Here is a 1783-nt window from a genome sequence, read left to right as displayed (position 1 = left end):
CTTCTGTGGCTACATATTGGGCCCGCAAACATGGTTGCGGGATTTCGAGGCAATCGCCGTAAGGGCGAGGCCTAACCATTCATTCAAGCCGAACCCGCTTCGCGGGTCGGCTTAATTCAGGTGTTAGGTCTAGGCTGGAGATCAACGATGCTTGGATGGGATGTGCTGGTGTTCCGGGAAGGCGCTGATTCGCTTAAGGATTCGGCATTGATCCGGTGGGACACAGGCGTCTTTGGCTTGGACTGGCTAGATGATCTAGTCAAAGCGAACAAGGCTGTTGACCTCGGTGGCAATGGTTATCCAAATCGCTACTCAGTTACTGCCGCCACCTTGCTGCCAATCCTCGCAAACGGTCTTCCACGCAACCACAGCCCACTTGTAATCGGAGAGGACTATTCTCTTCCCCCTGGTTGGAATGGCCAGCTAAAGATTGAGCCGGCTGCGCTTGGCTGTTCGCCTGGTGATATTTTGGTGATTGAGGCTTGGGACCAAAGCTAATGCAAGGGCCCTAGACCTAACAATTCATTCAAGCCGAACATGCTTCGTTCCAGCAAAAGGCGGCACTGAAAAGCGTGCCACCTTTTGCCTCCACTACGCATGTCGGCTTAATTCAGGTGTTAGGTCTAGGCTGGAGATCAACGATGCTTGGATGGGATGTGCTGGTGTTCCGGGAAGGCGCTGATTCGCTTAAGGATTCGGCATTGATCCGGTGGGACACAGGCGTCTTTGGCTTGGACTGGCTAGATGATCTAGTCAAAGCGAACAAGGCTGTTGACCTCGGTGGCAATGGTTATCCAAATCGCTACTCAGTTACTGCCGCCACCTTGCTGCCAATCCTCGCAAACGGTCTTCCACGCAACCACAGCCCACTTGTAATCGGAGAGGACTATTCTCTTCCCCCTGGTTGGAATGGCCAGCTAAAGATTGAGCCGGCTGCGCTTGGCTGTTCGCCTGGTGATATTTTGGTGATTGAGGCTTGGGACCAAAGCTAATGCAAGGGCCCTAGACCTAACAATTCATTCAAGCCGAACATGCTTCGTTCCAGCAAAAGGCGGCACTGAAAAGCGTGCCACCTTTTGCCTCCACTACGCATGTCGGCTTAATTCAGGTGTTAGGTGCCGCACGCGCATCTACGCTGGGCAATAAGCGGTTTGTCGCCACTTTCGCCGCCCGCATTGCGCGCGGCTCCGTCCGGATTTCCTCGCTTCGGCTCGGCATTCACCGCTCGCAAGTACGACGCTGCCCGCTACACGCGCAGCTTGCATCCAGCAAATCGTCGCCAGTCCGTCGCCTGCCGCCTTCTTCGCCTGGTCCGGCATCGGGCGTAGGCTTCTTGGCAATTGTTCGCTGCTAACTTCAGTGCCGGGGGTTGCGGTCTAGGCCCGGCCAGTGGCGGCTTCTCTCACCCGGTGGCATTCTCGCGCTCGGGGCAATGGCTGCTTCGCGGGCCACATGTCAGTACGGCGCCAACCAATGTGGTCCGTGGGCGGCGCCTAACAATTCATTCAAGCCGAACATGCTTCGTTCCAGCAAAAGGCGGCACTGAAAAGCGTGCCACCTTTTGCCTACACTACGCATGTCGGCTTAATTCAGGTGTTAGGCCGCTAAGAGCAGGCCTGTTGCGGCCATCCGGCAATTCGGGTTGCTCGCTTCGCCCAGCACCTTGTCGCTTTCGTCCACCCTCTTCGGTCGCGCTTGGAGTCATCTAAGCGGCGCTCGTATCTCTACGCGGCAGTTCTGGCGATCGAGGTTACCGGCGGCATCAACGCCGGGCGCTCGCAGT

Annotated in this window: 2 protein-coding genes; both read left to right on the top strand. The window is 56.5% G+C overall.

All coding sequences use genetic code 11. The features are described from left to right. The first annotated feature begins 147 nt into the window (after positions 1-147). Positions 148-498: a hypothetical protein gene (locus tag G7B67_RS12995; protein ID WP_166213102.1), complete on the top strand. Its 351-nt coding sequence runs from the start codon at positions 148-150 to the stop codon at positions 496-498. Positions 499-641: 143 nt separating this feature from the next. Further along, positions 642-992 (top strand): hypothetical protein, encoded by a 351-nt coding sequence (locus G7B67_RS12990; protein ID WP_166213102.1) that lies wholly within the window; start codon positions 642-644, stop codon positions 990-992. The last annotated feature ends 791 nt before the right edge of the window (positions 993-1783 follow it).

It is taken from the genome of Cognatiluteimonas telluris, from assembly GCF_011320095.1.
Taxonomy (GTDB): Bacteria; Pseudomonadota; Gammaproteobacteria; order Xanthomonadales; family Xanthomonadaceae; genus Cognatiluteimonas; species Cognatiluteimonas telluris.
This window is presented reverse-complemented; position numbering and strand designations above follow the sequence as displayed.